Source organism: Tardiphaga sp. vice304, assembly GCF_007018905.1.
GTDB lineage: Bacteria > Pseudomonadota > Alphaproteobacteria > Rhizobiales > Xanthobacteraceae > Tardiphaga.
In genome coordinates, this window is sequence record NZ_CP041402.1 from 2,630,498 (window position 1) to 2,648,526 (window position 18,029).

General features: G+C 65.7%; 14 protein-coding genes. 8 read left to right on the forward strand and 6 right to left on the reverse strand.

The features are described 5' to 3' along the window. Positions 1 to 135: 135 nt before the first annotated feature. The 7 genes from frdA to FNL56_RS12480 all read left to right on the forward strand — a co-directional run bounded on the left by frdA (position 136) and on the right by FNL56_RS12480 (position 8,819). A complete protein-coding gene (frdA, locus tag FNL56_RS12450) occupies positions 136 to 1,956 on the forward strand; it encodes a fumarate reductase (quinol) flavoprotein subunit (protein WP_143573037.1) in 1,821 nt (606 codons plus the stop codon). After that, positions 1,949 to 2,710: a succinate dehydrogenase/fumarate reductase iron-sulfur subunit gene (locus FNL56_RS12455; protein ID WP_143573038.1), complete on the forward strand. Its 762-nt coding sequence runs from the start codon at positions 1,949 to 1,951 to the stop codon at positions 2,708 to 2,710. Before frdA ends, FNL56_RS12455 begins: the two co-directional genes overlap by 8 nt. Then, positions 2,707 to 3,111: a fumarate reductase subunit C gene (locus FNL56_RS12460; protein ID WP_143573039.1), complete on the forward strand. Its 405-nt coding sequence runs from the start codon at positions 2,707 to 2,709 to the stop codon at positions 3,109 to 3,111. Before FNL56_RS12455 ends, FNL56_RS12460 begins: the two co-directional genes overlap by 4 nt. Beyond that, positions 3,108 to 3,494, forward strand: coding sequence for a fumarate reductase subunit FrdD (gene frdD, locus FNL56_RS12465; RefSeq protein ID WP_143582023.1), 387 nt, complete (start codon positions 3,108 to 3,110; stop codon positions 3,492 to 3,494). Before FNL56_RS12460 ends, frdD begins: the two co-directional genes overlap by 4 nt. 41 nt (positions 3,495 to 3,535) lie before the next feature. Then, a complete protein-coding gene (gene rquA / locus FNL56_RS12470) occupies positions 3,536 to 4,231 on the forward strand; it encodes a rhodoquinone biosynthesis methyltransferase RquA (RefSeq protein ID WP_143573041.1) in 696 nt (231 codons plus the stop codon). Between the two features lie 161 nt (positions 4,232 to 4,392). Continuing rightward, positions 4,393 to 5,856, forward strand: coding sequence for a sensor histidine kinase (locus FNL56_RS12475; protein WP_143573042.1), 1,464 nt, complete (start codon positions 4,393 to 4,395; stop codon positions 5,854 to 5,856). Further along, positions 5,853 to 8,819 carry a bifunctional [glutamine synthetase] adenylyltransferase/[glutamine synthetase]-adenylyl-L-tyrosine phosphorylase gene (locus FNL56_RS12480; RefSeq protein WP_143573043.1) on the forward strand — a complete coding sequence of 989 codons (2,967 nt, stop codon included), beginning with the start codon at positions 5,853 to 5,855 and terminating at the stop codon, positions 8,817 to 8,819. Before FNL56_RS12475 ends, FNL56_RS12480 begins: the two co-directional genes overlap by 4 nt. Positions 8,820 to 8,878: 59 nt before the next feature. On the opposite strand, the gene FNL56_RS12485 is transcribed toward FNL56_RS12480, so the two are convergent. Continuing rightward, positions 8,879 to 11,212, reverse strand: a complete 2,334-nt coding sequence (locus FNL56_RS12485; protein WP_143573044.1) for a PAS domain-containing sensor histidine kinase — start codon at positions 11,210 to 11,212, stop codon at positions 8,879 to 8,881. A 247-nt stretch (positions 11,213 to 11,459) separates the two neighbouring features. Continuing rightward, positions 11,460 to 12,704, reverse strand: a complete 1,245-nt coding sequence (locus FNL56_RS12490; RefSeq protein WP_143573045.1) for an APC family permease — start codon at positions 12,702 to 12,704, stop codon at positions 11,460 to 11,462. Between the two features lie 179 nt (positions 12,705 to 12,883). On the opposite strand from FNL56_RS12490, the gene FNL56_RS12495 reads away from it, so the two are divergent. Beyond that, entirely contained in the window at positions 12,884 to 13,579 is a 696-nt protein-coding gene (locus tag FNL56_RS12495) for a VIT1/CCC1 transporter family protein (protein ID WP_143573046.1), read from the forward strand. A gap of 61 nt (positions 13,580 to 13,640) precedes the next feature. On the opposite strand, the gene FNL56_RS12500 is transcribed toward FNL56_RS12495, so the two are convergent. From FNL56_RS12500 to oxlT, 4 genes are all read right to left on the reverse strand, one after another. Continuing rightward, positions 13,641 to 14,615: a zinc-binding dehydrogenase gene (locus FNL56_RS12500; RefSeq protein ID WP_143576145.1), complete on the reverse strand. Its 975-nt coding sequence runs from the start codon at positions 14,613 to 14,615 to the stop codon at positions 13,641 to 13,643. A gap of 20 nt (positions 14,616 to 14,635) precedes the next feature. Next, positions 14,636 to 15,631 carry an NAD(P)H-dependent flavin oxidoreductase gene (locus FNL56_RS12505; protein WP_143573047.1) on the reverse strand — a complete coding sequence of 332 codons (996 nt, stop codon included), beginning with the start codon at positions 15,629 to 15,631 and terminating at the stop codon, positions 14,636 to 14,638. Positions 15,632 to 15,895: 264 nt separating this feature from the next. Further along, a complete protein-coding gene (locus FNL56_RS12510; protein ID WP_143573048.1) occupies positions 15,896 to 16,327 on the reverse strand; it encodes a CBS domain-containing protein in 432 nt (143 codons plus the stop codon). A gap of 369 nt (positions 16,328 to 16,696) precedes the next feature. Further along, positions 16,697 to 17,983, reverse strand: a complete 1,287-nt coding sequence (gene oxlT, locus FNL56_RS12515; RefSeq protein WP_143573049.1) for an oxalate/formate MFS antiporter — start codon at positions 17,981 to 17,983, stop codon at positions 16,697 to 16,699. Positions 17,984 to 18,029 lie beyond the last annotated feature (46 nt).

Here is an 18,029-nt window from a genome sequence, read left to right on the forward strand (position 1 = left end):
CGCGTGGTGACCACGAGTCGTTCCAGCCTTCGGGCGCGAGCGACGGTACCTGCCACATCATGCCGGATACCTCTTGCCGGGCAATTCCCCTGCCGGCGCCGCGCCGGCCCTGCGTTCTCATCGATCGGAAGACAAATGCACCATTTTGACGCCGATGTCCTGATCCTCGGCGCCGGCGGCGCCGGCCTGCGGGCGGCGATCGCCGCGGCCGAATCCGCGCCCGAACTGACCGTCGCGCTGGTCTCCAAAGTGTATCCGATGCGCAGCCACACGGTGGCGGCGGAGGGCGGCTCGGCCGGCGTGGTGCAAGCCCACGACACGCTCGACAATCATTTCAACGACACCGTTTCCGGCGGCGACTGGCTGTGCGAGCAGGACGTTGTCGAGTACTTCGTCGAGCATTGCACGCGCGAGATGGTGCAGCTCGAACATTGGGGCTGCCCGTGGAGCCGAAAGCCGGACGGTAATATCAATGTCCGTGCGTTCGGCGGCATGAAGATAGAGCGCACCTGGTTCGCCGCCGATCGCAGCGGCTTCCACATCCTGCACACCCTGTTCCAGACCTCGACGCGGTTTCCCTCGATCAAGCGGTTCGACGAATTCTTCTGCGTCGATCTTCTGGTGGAGGACGGCCGCATCCACGGCGCTGTGATGCTGTCGCTGGCGACCGGTGAATTCACTACCATCCATGCCCGCGCGGTCGTCGTCGCCACGGGCGGGGCAGGGCGTGCGTTCCGGCAGAACACCAATGGCGGCATCGTCACCGGCGACGGCATGGCGATGGCCTATCGCCACGGCGTGCCGCTGCGCGACATGGAGTTCGTGCAGTATCACCCGACCTGCCTGCCGGGCACCGGCATTCTCATTACCGAGGCGTGCCGAGGCGAGGGCGGCTTCCTGCTCAACAAGGACGGCCGGCGCTATCTTGAGGATTACGGCCTCGGGCCGGCGGATCCCAAGCCGCGTAACAAATATATGGAGCTCGGCCCGCGCGACCGGCTCAGCCAGGCGTTCTGGCACGAGCAGCGCAAGGGCAACACCGTGACGACGCCGCAGGGCGAAGCGGTGATGCTGGACCTGCGCCATCTCGGCCGCGCCAAGATTCTGGAGCGGCTGCCGCTGATCGCCGAACTGGCGGAGAAATTCATGGGCGTCGATCCGGCGGAGGCGCCGATCCCGGTGCGCCCGGCCGTGCACTACACGATGGGCGGCATCGAGGTCGACATCAACACCGCCTCGCCGCTGGCCGGGCTGTATGCCGCCGGCGAATGCTCCAGCGTCGGCATTCACGGCGCCAACCGGCTCGGCTCCAACTCGCTGGCCGAACTCTCCGTGTTCGGCCGCGTCGCCGGCGAACAGGCCGCGCTCTTTGCGCGCGGCAGCTCGGCGGCGCGCCGCTCCGATCTCGCCGGAGCCGTCGAGGCCAAGGCCTTGGCGCTGCTCGACCAGAAGGGGCAGGGCGAGCATCACGCGAAGCTGCGCGCCGAAATGGGCGCCAGCATGGAGAAGGGCTGCGGCATCTATCGGCTCGGGCCGGAAATGCAGGAGACCTGCGACAAGCTCGGCGAACTCAAGCAACGCTATGCCGGCGTCACGCTGGAAGACAAGTCGCGCGCCTGGAATACCGACTGGGTGACCGCCATCGAACTCGGCTTCCAGCTCGACGTCGCGCAGGCGATGGCGCATTCGGCGGTGGCCCGCACCGAGTCACGCGGCGCGCACCAGCGGCTCGACGGCTATGAGACGCGCGACGACGCCAACTTCCTGCGCCACAGCCTGGCGCACTATCAAGGCGATGCCGCGCCCGCGATCACCTACCAGGCGGTGAAGATCACCAAGTCGCCGCCCGGGCAGCGCGCCTATGGCGCGGCCGGCGAGCACGAAGAAGCTGCACAAAAGGGAGTGCCTGTAAACGCGCCGCGCGCCCCCGATTCCAAGGACGCTGCGAATGTCTGACACCATCACCCCCACCAAGACGATCGAACTGCGCGTGCTGCGCTATCGTCCGGCCTCCGACGAGGAGCCGGTGTTCGTCAGCTACAAGGTGCCGTACACCGACGACATGTCGGTGCTGCAGGCGCTGCAGACCATCAAGGACACCCAGGACGGCACGCTGTCGTTCCGCTGGTCGTGCCGGATGGCGATCTGCGGCAGCTGCGGCATGATGGTGAACGGCGAGCCGATGCTGGCCTGCAACACCTTCGTGCGCGATCTGCCCGGCGGCGTGGCGACCGTCGAGCCGTTGCAGAACTTCCCGATCGAGCGCGACCTCGTGGTGTCGGTCGGCGATTTCGTCAAGAAGATCGAGAGCATCTATCCCTTCATCATTCCGAAGGCCGAGAAGCGGATCGAGGACGGCGCCTATCTGCAGACGCCGGCGCAGATGGCTGCCTATGAATCCTTCAGCGACTGCATCAACTGCATGCTGTGCTACGCGGCGTGCCCGCAATTCGGCGCCAATCCCGACTTCATCGGGCCGGGCGCGATGGCCATGCTGCAACGCTACAACAGCGACTCGCGCGACGGCGGCAAGCAGTTGCGGCTCGACCAGATCCATGGCGAGGACGGCGTGTGGTCGTGCACCGCGGTCGGCATCTGCTCGGACGTCTGCCCGAAGTCGGTCGATCCCGCCAATGCCGTCAACCAGAACAAGACCAACAGCGCGCTCGACTTCTTCCTGCACGCGGTGCGATCGGGAGCCCCGTCATGAGCGAGCGTCGTCCGTATCACCGCGTCCAGCCGCGTAACTGGTGGGCGCAGAAGCCCTATCGCGCCTATACGCTGCGCGAACTGACCGGCGTCGGCGTCGCACTTTATGGCGCGATCCTGCTCGCAGGCCTCGTCTGTCTGTGGCGCGGCCCCGCGGCCTTTGAGGCCTATCGCCAGTGGGCCACCAGCAATGGCGCGTTGCTGCTGCATCTGGTGCTGCTCGCCGTGATGCTCTGGCATGTCATGACCTGGTTCCAGATCCTGCCGAAGACGATGCCGAAACTGATCCTCGGCGGCCACCTCGTTGCGCCATCGACCATGACCGCGGTGGCACTGGCTTTCGCGGTCGCCTGTTCGATCGGCCTGCTTGTCGTGGTCATCATCATCGGAGCGCTGTCGTGAAACAGACCACCCTTGTTCGGCCCGCGCCGAAACGTACCAACGCCCCGGTGTTCTGGCTGCTGTTCGGCGCCGGCGGCATGCTGTCGGCGCTGTTCGGCCCGGCGCTGATCGTCATCACCGGATTCATGATGCCGCGCGGCTGGGGACTGCCAGCCAATTTTGCGGACTATGACCACGTATTGGCATTCGCGCAGAATCCGTTCGCCAAGCTCGTGCTGCTGGCGGTGATCGCGCTGTTCTTCTGGCATGGCGCGGAGCGGATATTCCTGACCCTCAAGGACATGCGCGCCGGCCCTCTCTCCATACTGCGACTGATGACGTACGGCGTCGCTGCCGTGCTGACGCTGGCGGCGGCCGTCGTCCTGCTGGGCATCGGATTTTGAACGGCCTTGCCATCCTATCCATTCCCCAGGGGGACCTAGACGTGCTTGATATCACTTCCGGAGAACTGGCCGCCAAGCCTGTTCCCGCCTATCTGCGCGATGTCTACACCTGGGCCTATCTGACGCCGTGGCTCACCCATATCCTCGATCGGCAAGTCGTGGTTCAGGCCATTCTGTGGGGCAACGCGCAGCGCCTGATCGACGACGTGCTGGCGGCGGTGAAGCCCGGCGACCGGATTTTCCAGCCGGCAGCCGTCTACGGCAACTTCTCCCGCCAGATCGCCGAACAGATCGGCCGCCGCGGCCGTCTTGAAGTGCGCGATATCGCACCGCTGCAGGTCGAGCTGACGCGCGACAAGCTGCTGGGCCTGTCGCAAGCCAATGTCGCGCGCGGCGATGCCGCCGACCCCGAGCAAAGGGAGTTCGACGTCGTGACGTGCTTCTTCCTGCTCCATGAGGTGCCCGACGACGTCAAGCTGCAGATCGTCCCGGCGATGCTGAAGCTGGTGAGGCCAGGGGGGCGGGTCATCTTCGTCGATTATCACAAGCCGAACCGCTGGCATCCGCTGAAACCGCTAATGCATCAGGTGTTCACCTGGCTCGAACCGTTTGCGCTGGCGATGTGGTCGAAGGAGATCGAGCAATACGCCGGACCGGTCGCGGGCGGCTTCCGCTGGAGCAAGCGCACGCGCTTCAACGGCATGTATCAGGTGGTGATCGCGGAGCGCTCCGCTTAGCTGTCCGATGTGCGGACAGTCTGGGCGTCCGCTTTAACCCATCACCGGCTCGGCCGCACATTACCAACCTCTCATAATCCCGCCCTGTCGGTTGCAGCGGCCGGCTGGTAGTATGACCGAGCGCCCGGCGCCGCCGGCCGCATAGTCCCTGAGAGTTGTTCGTGACGGCATTCGGTAAACTCATTCGCACCACGGCGTTTCGCCTGACGCTGGCCTATCTGCTGCTGTTCGCGCTGTTTGCGGCGTCGCTGCTGGGCTATTTTGCCTGGAACACGCGGCGGCTGATCAATGAGCAGATCACCACCACGGTCGATGCGGAGATCAGCGAGCTCAGCGACCTGTTCGGCCGCCGCGGCCTGCGCGGTATCGTGTTCGCGATCGAGAACCGCGCGCTACGGCCCGGCGCCAATCTCTATCTGGTCACCACGCCGGCCGGGCAGTCGATCGCCGGCAATGTCGCCTCGCTGGAGCCGGGCGTGATGGCCTCGACCGGCTGGTCCGAAACGATGTACCGCCGGCTCGACGACCAGGAGACGATGAACCACCACGCTTTGGTGCGGGTCGAACAATTGAGCAGCGGCTTTCGGCTCTTGATCGGTCACGACCTTGAGGAACGGCGGCGGCTGTTCGGCATCGTCGCCAATGCCGCGCAATGGTCGGTGCTGATCGTCGTCGTGCTGGGCCTGGGCGGCGGTATCTTCGTGGCGCGCCGCGTGCTGCGCCGGATCGACGCCATGACCGCCACCACGCAGGGCATCATGGCCGGCGACCTGTCCGGCCGGCTGCCGGTAGGGCGCTCCGGCGACGAGCTCGACCGGCTCGCTGAAAACCTCAACGCGATGCTGGCGCGGATCGAGACGCTGATGACCGGGCTGAAGGAAGTCTCCGATAACATCGCGCATGATCTGAAGACGCCGCTGACGCGGTTGCGAAACCGCGCCGAGGAGGCGCTGGCGCGGTCCGGCAACGAGGCGGAATACCGCGCGGCGCTGGAGCGTACCATCGAGGAGTCCGACGGGCTGATCCGCACCTTCAACGCGCTGCTGATGATCGCGCGCGCCGAGTCCGGCCAGGCGCGTGGAAACATGGACGATTTCGACGTCGCCGAAGTCGCCGAAGGCATTCAGGAACTCTACGAGCCACTGGCCGAGGATTCCGGGCTGACGCTGAACGTCAAGGCGTCGCCGGCGCGGCTGCATGGCAACCGCGAACTGGTCAGTCAGGCGCTCGCCAATCTGGTCGAGAATGCCATCAAATACGGCCGGCCGGATGCCGCCCAGCCGCCCGGTACCAATTCGGCTCCGGTTCCCGGCGCGCATGAAATTCTGATCGAGGCGCAGCGCGACGGCGACGAGGTGCGGCTCAGCGTCACCGATCATGGGCCGGGCATTCCCGAGGCCGATCGCAAGCACGCGGTCGAGCGTTTCGTTCGGCTGGAGGCCAGCCGCACCCAGCCGGGATCGGGGCTCGGCCTCAGCCTGGCGTCTGCGGTCGCGACCCTGCATGGTGGCGCGCTCGAACTCGGCGACGGCCATCCCGGCCTGCGCGCCACGCTGGTGTTGCCCATCGTCGTCCGCGAAGGCCTTGCGGCCCAAACATCGAATGTGCCACAGAAGCAGGCATGAATTCATCCGCGACAGACGATGCCGGCCAGTTCCATCTGGCCGCGCATTTCGTCAGCGCACCTCAACTGTCTGCACCCGATGCCGCCGAGCAACGGTTTGCGGCCTGGCTCGATGACATCGAGCCGGCGCAGGCCGAAGAGTTGCGTGCCGCCGTCGTGTCATTCCCCGTCGCCCGCGCGATCCTGCTCGGCATTGCCGAAGCGTCTCCGTATCTGTTCGACCTGATCCGCGCCGATCCCGCGCGTACGCTGCGGCTGCTGCGCTGCGAACCCGACGCCCATCTCGCCGCGCTGATCGCGCAGACCGCGCGTGACGTTGCCGCAAGCGGCGACGATGCGCGTGTGATGCAGTCGCTGCGGCGGCTGAAGGCCGAGGCCGCGCTGCTGATCGCCTTGTGCGACATCGGCGGCCTCTGGCCGGTGATGCGGGTGACCCGGGCGCTGACCGACCTCGCCGACATCGCCGTGCAATCCGCCTTGCGCTATCTGCTGTGCCAGGAGGCGGCGCGCGGCCGGCTGCTGCCGCGCGACACCGAACAGCCGGAAGCCGGCAGCGGGTTGATCGTGCTGGCGATGGGCAAGATGGGCGCCGGCGAGCTGAACTATTCCAGCGACATCGACCTGATCGTGTTCTTCGATCTCGAGGCGCATGCGCTTGGCCCCGACGTCGAGCCCCAGCCGTTCTTCGTTCGCGTCGCGCAGGGCCTGTCGCGGCTGCTGCAGCAGCGCACCGGCGACGGCTACGTGTTCCGCGTCGATCTGCGGCTGCGCCCCGATCCGGCCTCGACGCCGGTGGCGGTCTCGACCGCCTCGGCGCTGCACTACTACGAGCGCGAGGGACGCACCTGGGAGCGCGCGGCGATGATCAAGGCGCGGCTGTGCGCCGGCGACGAGGCAGCGGGCGCGTTGCTGCTGTCGGAGATCGCGCCGTTCGTGTGGCGCAAGCATCTCGACTTTGCCGCGCTCGCCGACGTCCACGACATGAAGCGGCAGATGCAGACCTTTCGCGGCCAGAGCGAGATCTCTGTCGAGGGCCACAACGTCAAGATCGGCCGCGGCGGCATCCGCGAGATCGAGTTTTTCGCGCAGACCCAGCAATTGATCGCCGGCGGCCGGCATCCGGAACTGCGCGTGCGCCCGACGCTCGAGGCCCTGGCGATCCTGGCGGAGAGTAACTGGATCACCTTTGCGGCCCGCGACGAACTGACCGAGGCCTACGGCTTCCTTCGAGGCGTCGAGCACCGCTTGCAGATGGTCGCCGACGAGCAGACCCATACGCTGCCGGACAGCGCCGAGGCGATGGAGCGCTTCGCGCGCTTTTTCGGCCATACCGACCGCGCCTCGTTCGCGCGCGAATTGCTGAAGCGGCTCGATTGCGTGCAGGGCCATTACAGCCGGCTGTTCGAGGGCGACCCGGCCGGCGACATGCAGTTGCCGGACATCGACTACAGCACCGGGCCGACCGACCCGCGACTGCTCGACCATCTCGCAAAACTCGGTTTCAAGAAGCCGCTGATGGTGGCGGAAACGCTGCAGCACTGGACCGCCGGCGAGTACCGCGTGCTGAAGATCGAGACGACGCGGCAGGCGCTGATCGACTTCATCCCGGCGCTGATCGCCGGCCTCGTCAAGGCCGAAGAGCCGGACAACGCGCTGATCGCCTTCGACCAGCTGCTGCAGGCGCTGCACCGCGGCGGCCGGCTCATTTCGCTACTCAGCCAGAACCGCGACCTGGTGGCGCTGGTGGCTCTCGTGCTCGGCGCCGCCCCCCGGCTCGGCGACATGCTGGCGCGGCAGCCGCAGATCTTGGACGGGCTGATCGATCCGCGCTTCTTCGGCGCGATGCCCGACCAGCATGAACTGTCGCTGCGCTTAGCGGCCACCCTGCAGGACGCCAATTCCTACGAGGAATTTCTCGACCGGCTGCGATTGTTCGGGCAGGAGAGCCTGTTCCTGATCGGCACCCGCATCCTGTCCGGCACGGTCACGGCGCCGCAGGCGAGTCTCGCCTTTGCCGACGTTGCGGAGGGCATCGCGCATACGCTGCACGGTCTGGTGGTCGATCAGTTCGCCACCCAGCACGGCCGCGTCAAGGGTCAGCAGACCGCGATCCTGGCGATGGGCAAGCTCGGCAGCCGCGAGATGACGGCATCGTCCGATCTCGACCTGATCCTGATCTATGATTTCGACAGCGAGGCGCCGGACTCCGACGGGCCGCGCCCGCTGCACGGCTCGCAATATTTCGCGCGGCTGACGCAGCGGCTGATCTCGGCGTTCCGCATCAAGACCAATTACGGCGTCTTGTACGATGTCGACATGCGGCTGCGCCCGTCGGGCCGCGCCGGTCCGCTGGCATCGCGGATCGATTCTTTCGCCGACTACCAGCAGAGCGAGGCCTGGACCTGGGAGCACATGGCGCTGACTCGCGCGCGGGTGATCTCGGCGCTGCCGGAATTCCGCGCCCGGATCGAGGGTGTGATCCGTGACGTGCTGACGCGCTCGCGCGTCGCTGCGGTGATCGCCACCGACGTCGCCGAAATGCGCGACGCCATCGCCGAGGAAAAGGGCGACGGCGATATCTGGGACCTCAAATATGTCGCCGGCGGCATGGTCGATATCGAATTCATCGCGCAATATCTGCAACTGGTGCACGCCGCCGAGACGCCTGCGCTTCTCAGCGTCTCGACTCAGCAGGTGCTGGAGAATGCCGCGCGCCTCGGCGTGTTGCCGCCGGCGGCTGCCGACGTGCTGCGCCCGGCGGCGCGGCTGTATCACGACCTCACGCAGATCCTCCGGCTGTGCGTCAGCAGCAAGTTCAAACCGGAGAGCGCCGGCGCCGACCTGTTGCGCATCCTGACCCGCGCCGGCGACGCACCGGACTTCTCCTCGCTGGAAGCGCAGTTGCGCGAAACTCAGGGCGAAGTGCGGCGGGTGTTCCGGATGATCGTGGTGGGCGAGGGGTAGGGCTGCGGTGCGCTTCCTTCCCTCTCCCAGCACTTGCGGGGCGAGGGTGGAGAAATGGCTTACGCCGCCGCCGAAACCTTGCCCGGCTTCTTCGCGCCCTGGCGGGGCAGCGAGACGCAGACGACGGTGCCGATGCCGAGCCGGGAGCGCAGCTTCATCGTGCCGCCATGCAGGCTGGTCAGCGACTTGGCGATCGCCAGCCCCAGGCCGGAGCCGTGATAGGTCTTGGTGAGCTGGCTCTCGACCTGCTCGAACGGCCGGCCGAGCCGGCGCAGCGAATGCGGCGCGATGCCGATGCCTGAATCTGCGATCATCAGCACCACCGAGTCGCGCAGCACGCGGCTGCGTACCGTGATGCGGCCGCCATCCGGCGTGAACTTCACCGCGTTGGACAACAGGTTGACGAGGATCTGCTTGATGGCGCGGCGGTCGGCGACCACCGGCGTGTCTTCCTGGATGTCGGCGGAGAGTGTCAGGTTCTTGTCGTCGGCGCGGCCCGACACCACGCGCAGCGACTCCGCCAGCGTCTGCGCCAGATCGAGCGGCTCCAGGTCGAGCTTCATGCGACCAGCCTCGATCTTCGACATGTCGAGAATGTCGTTAATGACTTCGAGCAGGTAGTGCCCGCTGGTCAGAATGTCGGTGCAGTATTCCTGGTACTTGTCGGAGCCGAGCGTGCCGAACATGCCGCTGCCCATGATTTCCGAGAAACCAATGATGGCGTTGAGCGGCGTGCGTAGCTCGTGGCTCATGTTGGCCAGAAATTTCGACTTGGTCTGGTTGGCTTCCTCGGCGCGGTTCTTCTCGTCGGAATATTTCTGCGCGAGGTCGGCGAGTTCGAGCGCCTGCTGCTCCAGCGCGGTCTGCGACTGCTTGAGGTCGATGACGGTGGCGGTCAGCCGCATCTCTTTGTCGACCAGTCGCTGCTCGTGCTCCTTGATGCGTGTGATGTCGGTGCCGACCGAGACGTAGCCGCCGTCCTTGGTGCGGCGTTCCGAGATATGCAGCCAGTTGCCGTTCTCGATCTGCGCCTCGAAGGTGCGTGCGCCCGGCGCGTGCGCGCTGCTCTCGGCCAGCCGCGAGCGCACTTCCGGCATCGAGCCCACTTCCAGCACGGTCTCGTAGGAAGTGCCGGGTGCCACCGCGGTGTCGGGCAATTTGTGCAGGCGCTGGAAGTGCGAATTGCACAGCACCAGGCGATCCTCGGCGTCCCACAGCACGAAGGCTTCGGGGATGGTCTCGATGGCGTCGCGCAGCCGCACGTCGGCTTCCACGGTGCGTTCGGCGAGGCTCTTCTGCTCGGTGATGTCGACGGCGATGCCGATCAGGTGCTGGCCGCCGTCGCCCTTGCCCTCGCTGTGGCCGAGCGTCAGCTCGCAGCGCAGCTGCAGCCAGATCCAGTGGCCGTTGGCATGCTGCATGCGGAAGGTCTGGTCGATATAGTCGAGCTTCGAGGAGATCAGCCGGTCGGCGATCGCGAACAGGTCGATGTCGTCGGATTTCACCAGCGCGTTGACCTCGCCGAACGTCAGAAGGTCGCTGCGGCTGTCGAGTCCCAGCATGGTGAACATCGACTGCGACCAGAAGATGCGGCCGCGCGACAGGTCCCAGTCCCACAGCCCGCAGCGTCCGCGGTTCAGCGCGGTGTCGATGCGGCCGCGCACGGCGTCGTTGATGGCGTCGCCTTCGCGGGCGCGGGTCGACTGCCAGTGGAACGCGAAGCCGAGGATCAGCACGACGAAGCCAGTGGTGGCCGACAGCGTGATCGACAGCGCCGATTCCGAGCGCCAGATCGCCTCGTTGTTTTCCTGGATGATGACGAGTTGCCCCGGCAGCGATTTGACGATGCGCTGGGTGGCGAGCGCATGGCTGCCGCCGGGCAGCTTGACATCGATGACGTCGGCACGCTGGCTCGCGGTGACCGACTGCGTCACGCTCAGCACGTCGAGAATACGCTGCGTGTCGCTGACCGGCACTTCGATCGGCACGCGGGCGAGAATGCTCTGGTCGGCGCCGAGCACGATGACATGGCGGCCGGACGCGATGCCCCAGGCGGGGATCAGGCCCGGCAGCAATGCCTGCAGCCGTTCGACGGCGCCCGGCCGGTCGAGGCGCACGCTGGCGCTACGTTCGAGGCGCTCACCCAGCAGGTCGGCCAACGCTGACAGATCGCGCTTCATCGCGTTCTGCTTCTGCCGGCTCTGGTCGACGACCTGCACGAAGGCGCCGAAGAAGATGGTGATGAGAAAAGCGATGATCAGGGTGGGGACGGCGCGGCGCAGCGCGGGCTCCGCAATCAGCAGCCGGTGATATGCCGGTTTCGCGATCGACTGCGCCAATCCTTTGATCGAATCGGATTGGCCGCACGCGCTCGTCGCGTGTGAACGCGCCATGCCTCTAGTCCCCTCGGAATGTATCGTCGCACATGCTCGAAAAGACTGCCCCGCCGCCTCGAATCATGAAGTGATATGAATCCACTTTGCGAGGGGTGTCGAGAGTCAACGAAACGTTAACGCGAAATAAATTCTATCCCCAAAGAAAGTTTGATCTTGCATGAGTCCGAAACAGGAACGGCGCGATTCGAAAGGCGCCATTTGCGCGCGATGATGCCGGAATCGCGTTGTGGTTTAATAGTCGCGATCACCCCGCGAACTGGTCGGCGAGCAGCAAGGCGATGCTGGAGATCAGGCCCGCGAACGGCACCCACCGCGCGCAGGTGAACGCGCCTTCCGGCACCGGATCGCCGCGAAGCTTGATCCGGATCAGCGCGGCATTGACGACGGCGAAAATCACCAGCGTCAGTCGCGACGTCAAATCGGCGAGGCCGACGAGGGGAACGGTGAGGGCCAGGATCAGGATAACGCTGACGCCGATCGCCGTGGCCAGCACGGGCGTGCGCGTGACCGGGTTGAGCTGCGTGAGAATTTTCGGAAGGTTGCCCTGGCTGGCCAGCCCGTAGAGCACCCGCCCGATCATGATCACATGAACGATCACGCCGTTCAGCGTCGCCACGACGGCGATGGCGCTCATCGTCACCAGCGGGAAGCCAGTCAGGCGTTCGAATACCAGCGCCAGCGGCGCCATTGAGCGGGCGAGCTCGGCCGGTGGCACGGCGATCACCGCAATCCAGACGATGGCGCCATAGATCAGCGCGGTCAGGCCGAGCGTCAGAAACAGCGCGCGCGGCAGGGTTCGCCCCGGCTGCTTCATCTCTTCGGCCACGTTGACCAGATGCTCGAAGCCGATGAACGCAAACACCGCGGTCAGCGAGGTGCCGGCCACGCCCGCCCAGGCTGCAGCGTCCCGTGCCGCGGGCCACATTTCGGGCAGCCGGTCGATCACTTCGGTGCCGCGCGTCATGCCGGCCATGATGATCAGGACCAGACCGCCCACCTCGATGATCGTCATCAGGCCGGCGAAGGTCACCGAGTGCACCGTGGCGAGGCAGCCCACCGCGCCCATCGCCAGCACGACGCCGGCGATGATCCAGCCCGCCGGGAGCGGCACGAAGACCGCAATATAGCCGGCACTGCCGGCGCTGATGGTGGCCGCCGATACGGTGGCCGCTGCCACGACCAGAAGCCCGACCGTCAGGCTGAGCCAGTTGCGCTGGAAGGCGGACTGCACATAGGCCGCCTCGCTGGCGCTGACCGGCATCCGCGTGCCCAGTTCGGCGAACGACGCAGCGGTGAAGGACATCATCAGGGCGGCGCCGACGAAGGCCAGCGGCGCGTGCATGCCGCTGCGCCCGGCCGCCGCGCCGACCAGGACGTAAATTCCAGCCCCGATGGTGACGCCGAGGCCGTAGAGCACCGCATGGGTCAATGTCAGGGATTGCAGCAGATGCCGCGGCTCCGACGTGGCGTCGGCAGGCTGGACGTTCATGGAAACCTCTCCGCGTACGTCGATGGCTCGGACGCGCGACGTTGCCCGGGCTCGGCTGGTAGGCTAGCAAGACTGCGCGTCCTTGATCTGATTAATGTCAACCCGGGTCGCCAGGAATGTGCTCAATATCGATATCATTCGATCAGCATGCCGGCTGACGCAGGCGAACGAGGTCATCCATGAGCCGCAGTCACGCTGAGAACCATCTCGTTTCCCGCATCGGCTGGCTGCGCGCCGCCGTGCTCGGGGCCAATGACGGCATCATCTCGACCGCGAGCCTGATCGTCGGCGTGGCGTCGGCCAACGCGGCCCAGAGCGACGTGCTGCTCACCGGAGTCGCCGGGCTGGTCGCGGGTGCGATGTCGATGGCGGCCGGTGAATATGTCTCGGTCAGTTCGCAGTCGGATACCGAGAAGGCCGACCTTGCGCGCGAGAGTCTCGAACTCTCCACCAATCCGGTGTTCGAACAGGAAGAATTGGCGCAGGTCTACGTCGCGCGCGGCGTCGACCTCGGTCTCGCCCGCGACGTCGCGAAACAATTGATGACCAAGGATGCGCTGGGCGCCCACGCGCGCGACGAACTCGGCATTTCCGAGATCAGCACGGCGCGTCCGGTCCAGGCCGCACTGGCGTCGGCCGCGACCTTCACGGTCGGCGCCGCCGCGCCACTGCTTCTGGTGCTGATCGCACCGGCCGCCTATCTGGTTCCAGCCGTCTTCGCCGGAGCGTTGCTGTTCCTGTGCCTGCTCGGCGCCATCGGCGCCAAAGCGGGAGGCGCCGGCCTGCTGCGTCCGACGCTGCGCGTCGCCTTCTGGGGCGCTTTCGCGATGGGCCTGACGGCCGCGATCGGCGCGGTGTTCGGCAAGGTCGTATAGGCCAGGCGGTGGTATCGCCACGGCGTTCTTGCCGACGCGATACCACCTGTGAAGCAAGGCTCTATTGCGTCACCACGATCTTGCCGAGATGCTGGTTGGCATCCATGCGGTCGAACGCGGCGCCGATCTCGGCGAACGGATAGACCTTGTCGATCGGCAGCTTCAGCGTGCCCGCTTCCACCGCCGGCCAGATGTCGGCGCGCACCGCGTCAAAGATATCGCGGATCTCCTGCACCGAGCGGGTGCGGAAGGTGACGCCGATATAGGAGATGCGACGCGCCGCGTGCAGGTCGAAGTTGAAATCGCCATGCGTGCCGCCGAGCCGGCCGACATTGACGATGCGGCCGAGCACCTTGGTCGCCTGCAAATTCTGGTTGGCGACCGGGCCCGAGATCTGGTCGACGATCAGATCGACGCCGTTACCATGGGTGGCCTTCAGCACCTCGTCGACCCAGCCCGCGTCCTTCGAGTCGATCGCGAGATCGGCGCCGAATTCGCGCAGCCGGCCGCGGCGCTCCGCATTGGTCGAGGAGCCGATCACCGTCTTCGCCCCCTTCAGTTTGGCGATCTGCAGCGCCATCAACCCGACGCCGGAGCTGGCGCCCTGGATCAACACCGACTGGCCGGGCTGCAGCGCGCCGTTGGTCATCAGCGCATTGTGCATCGTGGTCAGTGCGATGGGCAGGGTGGCGGCCTGTTCGAAACTCATGTTGGACGCCGCCGGAATCTTGAACAACCGGCCGTGATCCGCCAGCGTGTACTCGGCAAAGGCGGCAGCCCCCGAGCCCATCACGCGGTCTCCGACCTCGACGCCCCGGGCGTCCGGGCCGAGTTCGGCGACCTCGCCGGACCATTCCATGCCGAGCACGGTGCCGGCGCCGCCGGCGCTGCCGTGGACATGGCCGCGGGTCATGCCGAGGTCGGCGCGGTTGAGGCCATTGGCGCGGACGCGGACCAGTACTTGCGTGCCGGTGGGGGAGGGCTTGGCGACATCGGTGATCGCAGCGCCGTTGGCGCCGTAGACATAGGCTTTCATCTTCATTCTCGTTTCTGTGGTTATTCGGCGGCCTGGCGCTGCGCGCCGGACAGCATGGCTTCCAGCCGCGAGCGGATGATGGCCTCGGCATCACGGATGATGCGCGACACCAGTTCGCCGCAGGTGGGAATATCGTGGATCAGCCCCTGCACCTGGCCAGCGGACCAGATGCCGTCCTCGGCGTCGCCGGTGGCGTAGACCTGCTTGCCGCGCGAGCCGGCGACGAGGTCGCGGACCTGCTCGAAGGTGGCGCCCTGTTTTTCCAGCGCCACCACCTGCTGGCTCACCGCGTTCCTGGCGACGCGCGAGGTGTTGCGCATGGTGCGGAAGATCAGATCGGTCTCGCGCTCGTCATTGGCGACGATGCGCTCCTTCACCGCCTGGTGGATCGGGCTCTCCCTGGTGCACATGAAGCGGGTGCCCATGTTGATGCCCTCGGCCCCTAGCGCGAGCGCTGCGACGAGGCCGCGGCCATCGCCGAACCCGCCGGAGGCGATCATCGGAATCTTGATCCTGTCGGCGGCGGCCGGGATCAGGATCAGGCCCGGCGTGTCGTCCTCGCCGGGATGGCCGGCGCATTCGAAGCCGTCGATCGAGATTGCATCGACGCCCATCCGCTCGGCCGACAGCGCGTGGCGCACGCTGGTGCATTTGTGGATGACGATGACGTCGTGCTTCTTGAACTCGGTGACGTGTTCCTGCGGCTTGTTGCCGGCGGTCTCGACGATCCTGATGCCGCTCTCGATGATCGCGGCGCGATATTCCGCATAGGGCGGCGGCTTGATCGAGGGCAGGATGGTGAGGTTGACGCCAAAGGGCTTGTCGGTGAGGTCGCGGCAGCGCGCGATTTCCTTCGTCAGGTCTTCCGGCGTCGGCTGGGTCAGCGCGGTGATCATGCCGAGCGCGCCGGCATTGGCGACGGCGGCGACCAGTTCGGCGCGCCCGACCCACTGCATGCCGCCCTGCACGATCGGATGTTCGACGCCGACGAGGTCGGTAAAGCGGGTCCTGATCATGGTGTCTCCCCCAATTTTCCGGCGCCGGAGGCGCACGTTGTTCTTTGGGGAGAGGATGCCGCCGCGGCACGCGAATGTCCATCGGGAGGGCAGGCGGTGCGCCATGCGTGAATGGCGGTTGCCCTAGGCTGTCATTCCGGGATGCGGCAGACGGCGCAGCCGGATGGCGCAGGCCCGGAATCCCGAAATGTTCATCGTCTCATGTCGAGGTTCCGGGTTCGCTCGCGTTGATGCGCTCGCGCCCCGGAACGACAGTGAGAGGGGCTACGCCACTGCGGCGTGCTTCGCTTCCACGCTGTCATGCTCCAGCGCCGTCGATATATCGCGGATACTGATGACGCCGATCAGCGTGTAGTCGTCGATCACCGGGACGTGGCGGATGTGGTTGACGTTCATCAAGTGCCGGACGTGCTCGAGCGTGTCGGCGGAGCGGCAGGATATCAGCTGCTGCACCGAGATCAGGTTGGCGACCTTGAGATTGAGACCGGCCGCGCCATGCTCGGCGACCGCGCGTACCACGTCACGTTCGGAAAACATGCCGACGGCCGTATTGCCTTCGGTGCGGCAGACGTCCTTGACGACCAGCGCGCTGATATTGCCGGTGCGCAGCAATTGGGCGGCGATCGCGACCGTCTCATTCATGCGGACGGTGGCGAGGCGGGTACTCTTCGTGCGCAGAATATCTCCGACGTTCATGGCAGCCTCCCTGAGAATGAGTTGGTATGGGACCAATCTTGTCTGCTCAGGTTGGTATACGTAATGCCAGTTGTCAACGGGAATGTTGCGGAGCTTCTGCGAGGTAGGGCGGTTTAAAGGACAGGATTACTGACGTGATCACCGTGACTTAACGGGTTTGTATAGCTCGTTGGACAGTGAGTCGGCATTCCCATTGTCTGGCATGCCAGAAGTGACGCTTGGACTTCCCGTGTCGTCCCCGCTTTCGCGAGGACGACACGGGAGAGTTGGGAGCGTCACTGCGAACAGCGGAATCGCGGAAGCAACCAGAGCACAAAAAAACGCCCGTTCCGGAGAACGGGCGCTTTTGCCGGTGTGTCGTGGCAGTCGTTACGCCTGCGCTCTCGCGACGACGACCTTGCGCCACGGCTTGAGCACGAACAGTGCGAGCAGCGAGGCCAGGATGTTGGCGCCGGCGGCGATCAGGAACACGTTGTCCCAGGAGTTCGACGACTGCTGCATGTAGTTCGCAACCGGCACCAGCAGCGCCGCGGTGCCCTTCGCGGTGTAGAGCAGGCCGGCATTGGTGGTGGCGAACTTCGAGCCGAAGGTGTCGGTGCAGGTCGAGGGGAACAGCGAATAGATCTCTCCCCAGGCAAAGAACACGAAGCCCGACAGCAGCACGAACCACAGCGGATCGTGGCCCCAGACGTAGAGCGCGTAAATGCCGGCACCTTCCATGCCGAAGGCGATGAACATGGTGTTCTCGCGCCCGATCTTGTCCGAGATCCAGCCGAAGAACGGCCGGGTCAGGCCGTTGAGCACGCGGTCGATGGTAGCCGCGAAGGTCACGGCCGTCATCGTGATGGCCATGATCGTCACCGAAACGTTGTCGATTTTCCAGTCAGCCGCGATCGGCTTCAGGTTGGCTGTGATCATCAAGCCGCCGGCGCCGACGATGACGAACATGAAATACATCAGCCAGAAGATCGGATGGCGGATCACTTCGGTCGGCGTGTAGTTGCGGCGGGTCTGGATGACGTTGGGATTCACCGTCACGGGCGGCGTCTGGCCGGCCTTCGGCGCATACAGGAAGAACGCGAGGATGACGATCACGATGCCCTGGCCGAGACCGAAATACAGGAACGCGGTCTGGAAGCCGGAGCCGGCGATCATCGCCTGGATCGGCGCCACGGTCAGTGCGGAGCCGGCGCCGAAGCCGGCGGCGGTGATGCCGGAGGCGAGGCCGCGCTTGTCGGGAAACCACTTCAGCGCGTTGCCGACGCAGGTGCCGTAGACGCCGCCGGCCCCGATGCCTGCGACGATCATGCCGAGATAGAAGCCGTTCAGCGTCTCGGCCTGCGCGTTGATCGCCCAGCCGATGCCGCACAGGATTCCGCCGATCAGCACGACGAGCCGCGGGCCGTATTTGTCGACGAACCAGCCCTCGATCGGGACCAGCCAGGTTTCGAACAGCACGAACAGGGTGAACGCCCACTGGATCGAGGCGCGGTCCCAGCCGAATTTTTTCTGGATGTCGGGGACGAAAAACGTCCAGCCGTATTGATAGTTCGCAATCATCACCATCGCGCCGACGCCGATGGCCAATTGTGTCCAGCGATACGCATCACTGACCCGCGCGGTCGCTGGAGTAACTCCGTGAACTGCATCCGTCATTAGTTTCTCCCGAGGCGCCATTCTGTTTTTTGTAGCGCTCTACTCC